Below are 6119 nucleotides of genomic sequence, written 5' to 3'. Positions count from 1 at the left end.
GTGCGCCGCCCCGCCGGACGGCCCGTCCCCCCGGACCGCCTCGCCAGGCCGACGCACCAGCCGGTACGCCTGCATCAGCTCATCCCACCACGCCCGTACGACACCTCCCGCGACACCATCTCACCCTCGCGCCCAACTCACGTTGATCATGAGTTTGTCGCCCCGACACGCCGGCATCGACGACGACAACTTCATGATCGAGCGGCGGCGGGGCTGGCGTCAGGTAAGGCGGGATTCGAGGATGTCGAGGGCCTCGGGGACGGTTCGGGCCACCGTGAGCAGGTGCAGGCCGGCGGGTTTGAGGAAGTTCTGGTCGGCCAGGCCGCCCAGCCAGTCGAGCAACGGGCGGTAGAAGCCGTCCGCGTCGATCAGCACCATCGGCTTGGCGTGCATGGCGAGCGTGGCGGTGGTCCACACCTCGAACAGCTCGTCCAGGGTGCCGAGCCCGCCCGGCAGGGTGATGAACGCGTCCGACTTGTCGATCATCAGCGTCTTGCGGCCGGCCATGCCCTCGGTGATCAGCAGCTCGTCGGAGGCCAGGTCGGCGACCTCCAGGTCCACCAGCGCCTGCGGGATCACCCCGAGGGTGTACCCGCCGGCGGAGCGCGCGCCGTCCGCCACCGCCCCCATCATCCCGACGCAGCCGCCGCCGCTGACCAGGGTGTGCCCGCGCCGGGCCAGCTCGGCGCCGGTCTCGGCGGCGAGGTCCAGCCAGCGTGGGTCGAGGGTGCGGGAGGACGCGCAGAACACGCAGATGGCGGCCATTCAGCCCTTCCCGCCCTCGTCGGCGGCGGCCCGCTGGTCCGCCTCGGCGCGGGCGACCGACTCCACGCGGATCGCCTCCTGCTCGGCGGAGAGCACCGCCTCGGCCTCCACGATGTGCCGGACCGCCGCGTTGACGTCGTCGGTGAGGCAGATCAGCTCCAGGTCGGAGGGCCCGATCTTGCCCTCGGCGGCCATGCTGTCCCGCAGCCAGTCGAGCAGCCCGCGCCAATAGTCCGCGCCCATGAGCACCACCGGGAAGCGGGTGACCTTGCCGGTCTGCACCAGCGTGAGCGCCTCGAACAGCTCGTCCATGGTGCCGAAGCCCCCGGGCAGCACGACGAACGCCTGCGCGTACTTGACGAACATGGTCTTGCGGGCGAAGAAGTAGCGGAAGTCGATGGCCAGGTCGACCCAGTCGTTGAGGCCCTGCTCGAACGGGAGCTCGATGCCGAGCCCGACGGAGAGGCCGCCCGCCTCGCTGGCCCCCCGGTTGGCCGCCTCCATCACGCCCGGACCGCCGCCGGTGATCACCGCGTACCCGGCCCGGGCCAGGGCGCCGCCCAGTTCCTCGGCCATCCGGCACTCCGGGCTCTCCGGCATGCTCCGGGCCGAGCCGAAGACACTGACCGCGGGCGGCAGGTCGGCCAGGGTGTCGAAGCCCTCGACGAACTCCGACAGGATGCGCAGCGCCCGCCAGGCGTCCTTGGTCTTCCAGTCGCCGCGCCCCCGGGAGTCGAGCAGCCGCTGGTCGGCGGTGCTGGTCGGGATGGCGCCGCGACGCAGCGTGACGGCGCCCCGGTGCCGCTCCCGTCCCCGGTCCGGGCCGGGCTGCTGCCGCCCGTTGCTCTGGCTCATGGGAGCCACCGTAGTGGAGCCGGGGCGGCCGGGTGTGCGGGCCGGCGAGCCGGGGAAATTGTTCGGGATCTTGGGCAACTAATTCGGTCGCCCGTACGTCTTACTATTCACATACCGGGTATGCCCCGGCGCGCGCCTTCGGGGGAGGAGCAAGCGTGATCAGCAACAGCGAGATGATCCGGATCCGGCGACAGATGCAGCGGCGGATCCGGGACGTGGTGGCGGAGCGCCGCCGCGCCCGGCAGTTGGAAGCCCATGACCTCAGCGGTGACCCGACCGAGTCCCGCCCCCCGGCGGACCAGTCCCTCACCCCGGCCGGCTGACCGGTCGACCGTCGATCAGGAGGTTCGCGTCGACCGGGATCCGGTGACGCGAACCTCTTGATCGTCTCAGGGGCGGGTTAGGCGGGGGCGAGCCAGCGGTGCAGGGTGGCCGCGCCGTCGCGGATCTTGGTGAGCTCGACGTGCTCGTCCTTGTGGTGGGCCAGGTTCGGGTCGCCGGGGCCGAAGTTCAGCGCCGGGATGCCCATCGCCGCGAACCGGGCCACGTCCGTCCAGCCCAGCTTGCCGATCGGGGCCGCACCCACCGCCGCCAGGAACTCCTGCGCCGGCGGCGCGTCCAGGCCGGGGGCCGCGCCCGCCGCCGCGTCCGTCACCGCCAGGTCGAAGCCGGCGAAGACCTCCCGCAGGTGCGCCTCGGCGCCCGCCGGGTCGCGGTCCGGGGCGTACCGGTAGTTGATCTCGATCTCGCAGCGGTCCGGGACGACGTTGCCGGCCACCCCGCCGGTGATCCGCACCGCGTTCAGGCCCTCGCGGTAGTCGCAGCCGTCGATGGTGACCCGCCGCGCCTCGTACGACCGCAGCCGGTCCAGCACCTCGCCCGCGCCGTGGATGGCGTTCACCCCGTGCCAGGACCGGGCCGCGTGGGCCCGCTCGCCGTGCGTGGTGACGATCGCCCGCATGGTGCCCTGGCAGCCGGCCTCGACGATCCCGTAAGTCGGCTCGAGCAGCACCGCGAAGTCGGCCTCGAGCCACTCCGGGTGCGCCTCGGCCACCAGGGTGAGGCCGTTGTACCTCGACTCGATCTCCTCGGCCTCGTAGAAGAAGTACGTCACGTCGTAGCGCGGGTCCGGCAGGGTCACCGCGAGGTGCAGCGCGAACGCCACCCCGGACTTCATGTCGGAGGTGCCGCAGCCGTACATCAGGTCGCCGCGCATGGTGGACGGGAAGTTGTCGTTGAGCGGCACGGTGTCCAGGTGGCCGGCGAGCACCACGCGCTGCGCCCGGCCCAGGTCGGTACGCGCCATCACCGTGTTGCTGTGCCGGAACGTCGTCAGGTGCGGCACCGAGCGCAGCACCTCCTCCACGCAGTCGGCGATCGCCTTCTCGTTGAGGGAGACGGACTCTATGTCGACCAGGGCGCGCGTGAGCGCCACCGGATCAGCCAAGACCTCGGGGGTCAACGGGTTCTCCATGGTTGGCACGGTACCGTCACAATCGTGACGACCGCGCAGTCTGCCTGGGGCATCGGCCTGGCCACCGTGACCGCTGACGATCAGGTGCTCGACACCTGGTACCCGACCGGCAAGCTGGGCCTCGGCGAGCTGCCGCTGGTCCCCGGGGAGGACCAGGCCGACGTACTGGACCTGCCTCCGGGCGCGGTCGGCGAGCGGGCGCTGCCCGGTCTGCGTACGGTCGAGGTGACCACCGTGATCGGCTCGCTGGACGACCCGATCAAGGACGCCGCCGACGCGTACCTCCGGTTGCACCTCCTCTCCCACCGCCTGGTGCGACCCAACGAGCTCAACCTCGACGGCATCTTCGGCAAGCTGGCCAACGTGGCCTGGACCTCGGCCGGGCCGTGCCCGCCGGAGCGGGTCGACGAGCTGCGCGTCATCGAGCGGGCCGCCGGCCGCCACCTGGCCGTGTACGGGGTGGACAAGTTCCCCCGGATGACCGACTACGTGGTCCCCGCCGGCGTACGGATCGCCGACGCGGACCGGGTCCGGCTCGGCGCGCACCTGGCCGCCGGCACCACCGTGATGCACGAGGGCTTCGTCAACTTCAACGCCGGCACGCTGGGCACCTCGATGGTGGAGGGACGCATCGTGCAGGGCGTGCTGGTCGGCGACGGCTCCGACATCGGCGGCGGCGCCTCGATCATGGGCACCCTCTCCGGCGGCGGCACCGAGAAGGTGCGCATCGGCGAGCGGAGCCTGATCGGCGCGAACGCCGGTGTCGGCATCTCCCTCGGCGACGACTGCGTGGTGGAGGCGGGCTGCTACATCACCGCCGCCTCGAAGATCACCCTGCCGGACGGCCGGGTGGTCAAGGCCCGCGAGCTCTCCGGCGTGGACGGGCTGCTCTTCTGGCGCAACTCGGTCACCGGGGCGCTGGAGGCGAAGCAGCGCAGCGGCCGGGGCATCGAGCTGAACGCCGCCCTGCACGCCAACGACTGACGGCGGACACCGCGACGGTGGCACAAAACGACGAGGGGTCCAGGGATGATCACCCGGTGAGCTCCATGAGGGAACGCATGCTCGCCGGCGAGCCGTACCTCGCCGACGACCCCGAGATCATCGCCGACCTGGACCGCGCCGCCCGGCTGACCGAACGCTTCAACACCAGCTCGGCGGAGGATCCGGAGGGCCGGCTCGCGGCGCTGCGGGAACTGCTCGGCTCGCTCGGCGAGGAGACCTGGGTGCGGCCGCCCTTCCACTGCGACTACGGCTGGCAGACCCACATCGGCCCGCGCAGCTTCGTCAACTTCAACGCCGTCTTCCTCGACGTCGCCCGGATCGTCATCGGCGCCGACGTCCAGATCGGACCGAACGTCCAACTCCTCACCGCCACCCACCCGATCGAGGCGGAGCCGCGCCTGGCCAAGTGGGAGGCGGCCAAGCCGATCACCATCGGGAACAACGTGTGGCTCGGCGGCGGGGTCGTCGTCCTCGCCGGGGTCACCATCGGCGAGAACGCGGTGGTCGGCGCGGGAGCCGTCGTGACCAAGGACCTGCCAGCCAATGTGGTCGCGGTCGGTAACCCCGCCCGGGTCGTACGCGAACTCGCCTGACCGCGTCCAACCGCAGGGCACGCGCCGGAGTTCCACCGGGAACGGGCCCGGGTGGCCTGGCTGCTGCGCCGCGCGGTGCCGTCACCCGGGCGGGGGCTCGGTCAGGCGTACCACCAGGTCGGCGCGGCCGGCGGTGCCGGAGACCAGGCCGGCGTTGGCCTCGTCGCTGCCGAGCGCCCAGGCCCGGGCCTGCTCCGGCGACTTCCCGTACGCCTCGTGCCGGGCGGTGAGCCGACGCAGCCGCAGCTCGGCGTCGAGATCGAGGAACCAGATCTCGTGCAGCAGGGTCCGGACCTCCTCCCACGGCTCGTCCCGCAGCAGGAGGTAGTTCCCCTCGGTCACCACCAGCCGGACCTCGGGCGGCACCTCGATCGCCCCGGCGACCGGCTCCTCCAGATCCCGGCGGAACGCCGGCGCCCAGACCGAGGTCGGCTCCAGCCGCCGCAGGCGGCGCAGCACCGAGACGAACCCGTTGACGTCGAAGGTGTCCGGCGCGCCCTTGCGCTCCTGCCGGCCGAGCCGGACCAGCTCGGACTGGGCGAGGTGGAAGCCGTCCATCGGCACCAGCCGGGCGGTCGGCCCGACCGCCGCGACGAGCCGTTCGGCCAGCGTGGACTTGCCGGCCCCGGGTGCCCCGGCGATGCCGAGCAGCTGCCGCGGACCGGCCGCGGCGAGGGTCCGCGCCCGGGCGGCCAGCTCGTCGAAGGGCAGGACCTGCGCCGGAGGCATCAGCCGAGCACCGGCTCGCTGATGGTGAAACGCGCCTCCACCGCGGCCTGCACCGACTGCGGGCGCGGGTCGAGCTCCAGCTCCGGCGCGACGTCGGCCCGCCCGCCGGCGCCCTTGCCGAACACGGCGCGGGCCATCATCGGCTGGGCGCCCGTACCGGTGTCGGACAGCTCCAGCAGGGCGGTCACCCGGGCGCCGAGCGCCTCCGCGTACTCCCGGGCCCGGGCCAGCGCGTCCGCGATCGCGGCGTGCCGGGCCTCCCGGTACGCGGGGCTGTCCGGCCGCAGCGACCACCACGGGCCGGCCACCTCGACCTGGTCCTGGTCGGCCAGGCGCAGCATCAGCTCGCCGAGCGCGGTGAAGTCGGTGACGGTGACGCTGGTGCCCACACTGCCGTGGTATGCCACCACCCGCTCGCCCGAGCGCTTCGTCTCGGGCCAGACCCGCAGCTGGCCGGTCTCCCGGCGCTCGATGGCCGGGCCGGAGGAGTCGAGCAGCACCCGGACCGCGGCGGCCCGCTCGGCCAGCCGGGTCAACGTCGTCTCCCGGTCGCGGTCCCGGGCGGTCGCGGTCACCGTGAACTCGGCCAGCTCGGGGGCGACCTCCCGGTACGCCTCGCCGCGTACCGCCACCACCGGTGCGTCCGCCATGCCCTCACCCTAACCGCGGGCCGTCCCGGGCGCGGGGGCGCGGGGCGC

8 protein-coding genes are annotated in these 6119 nt (G+C 73.0%); 3 read left to right on the top strand and 5 right to left on the bottom strand.

The window, feature by feature from the left end; genetic code table 11:
- Nucleotides 1–219 precede the first annotated feature (219 nt).
- Together DKT69_RS12765 and DKT69_RS12760 are read right to left on the bottom strand one after the other, a co-directional pair.
- Nucleotides 220–765: an LOG family protein gene (locus DKT69_RS12765; protein WP_109801783.1), complete on the bottom strand. Its 546-nt coding sequence runs from the start codon at nt 763–765 to the stop codon at nt 220–222.
- Complete coding sequence (locus DKT69_RS12760) at nt 766–1620, bottom strand: LOG family protein (protein ID WP_109801782.1); 855 nt, start codon at nt 1618–1620, stop codon at nt 766–768.
- Nucleotides 1621–1775: 155 nt separating this feature from the next.
- Here DKT69_RS12760 and DKT69_RS38950 point away from each other — a divergent pair, with 155 nt between their 5' ends.
- On the top strand, nt 1776–1943 hold the full coding sequence (locus DKT69_RS38950) for a hypothetical protein (RefSeq protein ID WP_201749624.1): 168 nt from the start codon (nt 1776–1778) through the stop codon (nt 1941–1943).
- Between the two features lie 77 nt (nt 1944–2020).
- Here the strand turns inward: DKT69_RS38950 and dapE are convergent, their stop codons facing one another.
- A complete protein-coding gene (dapE, locus tag DKT69_RS12755; protein ID WP_109801781.1) occupies nt 2021–3094 on the bottom strand; it encodes a succinyl-diaminopimelate desuccinylase in 1074 nt (357 codons plus the stop codon).
- 24 nt (nt 3095–3118) lie between these two features.
- On the opposite strand from dapE, the gene dapD reads away from it, so the two are divergent.
- A complete protein-coding gene (gene dapD, locus DKT69_RS12750) occupies nt 3119–4078 on the top strand; it encodes a 2,3,4,5-tetrahydropyridine-2,6-dicarboxylate N-succinyltransferase (RefSeq protein ID WP_109801780.1) in 960 nt (319 codons plus the stop codon).
- A 56-nt stretch (nt 4079–4134) separates the two neighbouring features.
- Complete coding sequence (locus DKT69_RS12745) at nt 4135–4692, top strand: sugar O-acetyltransferase (protein WP_109801779.1); 558 nt, start codon at nt 4135–4137, stop codon at nt 4690–4692.
- Nucleotides 4693–4773: 81 nt separating this feature from the next.
- Here DKT69_RS12745 and DKT69_RS12740 read toward each other — a convergent pair whose 3' ends face one another.
- Both DKT69_RS12740 and DKT69_RS12735 read right to left on the bottom strand, forming a co-directional pair.
- Complete coding sequence (locus DKT69_RS12740; protein WP_109801778.1) at nt 4774–5421, bottom strand: nucleoside/nucleotide kinase family protein; 648 nt, start codon at nt 5419–5421, stop codon at nt 4774–4776.
- Entirely contained in the window at nt 5421–6071 is a 651-nt protein-coding gene (locus DKT69_RS12735; RefSeq protein WP_109801777.1) for an SIMPL domain-containing protein, read from the bottom strand. The genes DKT69_RS12740 and DKT69_RS12735 overlap by 1 nt, the downstream gene beginning before the upstream one ends.
- Nucleotides 6072–6119 lie beyond the last annotated feature (48 nt).

It is taken from the genome of Micromonospora sicca (assembly GCF_003172935.1).
Lineage (GTDB): Bacteria > Actinomycetota > Actinomycetes > Mycobacteriales > Micromonosporaceae > Micromonospora > Micromonospora sicca.
The sequence above is the reverse complement of the archived record's forward strand: the minus strand, read 5'-3'. Positions and strand labels throughout refer to the sequence as shown.

Bases quoted from the DNA above. Each gene is read 5' to 3' on its own strand.
- DKT69_RS12765 (WP_109801783.1), bottom strand. From the start codon at position 765: ATGGCCGCCATCTGCGTGTTCTGCGCGTCCTCCCGCACCCTCGACCCA.
- DKT69_RS12760 (WP_109801782.1), bottom strand. From the start codon at position 1,620: ATGAGCCAGAGCAACGGGCGGCAGCAGCCCGGCCCGGACCGGGGACGG.
- dapE (WP_109801781.1), bottom strand. From the start codon at position 3,094: ATGGAGAACCCGTTGACCCCCGAGGTCTTGGCTGATCCGGTGGCGCTC.
- DKT69_RS12740 (WP_109801778.1), bottom strand. From the start codon at position 5,421: ATGCCTCCGGCGCAGGTCCTGCCCTTCGACGAGCTGGCCGCCCGGGCG.
- DKT69_RS12735 (WP_109801777.1), bottom strand. From the start codon at position 6,071: ATGGCGGACGCACCGGTGGTGGCGGTACGCGGCGAGGCGTACCGGGAG.